Source organism: Chromohalobacter sp. HP20-39, from assembly GCF_033052815.1.
Taxonomy (GTDB): domain Bacteria; phylum Pseudomonadota; class Gammaproteobacteria; order Pseudomonadales; family Halomonadaceae; genus Chromohalobacter.
Genome location: NZ_JAWHTP010000907.1, coordinates 1 through 254 on the forward strand (window position 1 = coordinate 1; position 254 = coordinate 254).

The 254-nt window shown below is 59.1% G+C and carries 1 protein-coding gene; it reads left to right on the forward strand.

Features of this window, described 5'->3' with window-relative positions:
• Positions 1–254: hypothetical protein (locus RVY79_RS20605; protein ID WP_317466458.1), on the forward strand; the 254-nt coding region annotated here is incomplete at both ends.

The following is a 254-nucleotide window of genomic DNA, read 5'->3' on the forward strand; positions in this document are numbered from 1 at the left end:
GTTTTGACGATGTAGATGCATTCCGGAGTTCGATCCGAGACCTGGATGTAGATTTCACGCCACTTGCGCGGAAGATTTCGGCCGAGCAGATCATCCTGAGTTTGCCGGGGTGCGAGCTCAACTATACCCAGTCGTTTCCGCGGATCGTCGACGCGCAGCTTGCGCCGCACGTCACCGCGGTCGGCTTCACGATCACGGCACGATCGCGCTCAACGCCGTTGAATCGCATCGGAGTGCCGTCGTCCATCGTGAAG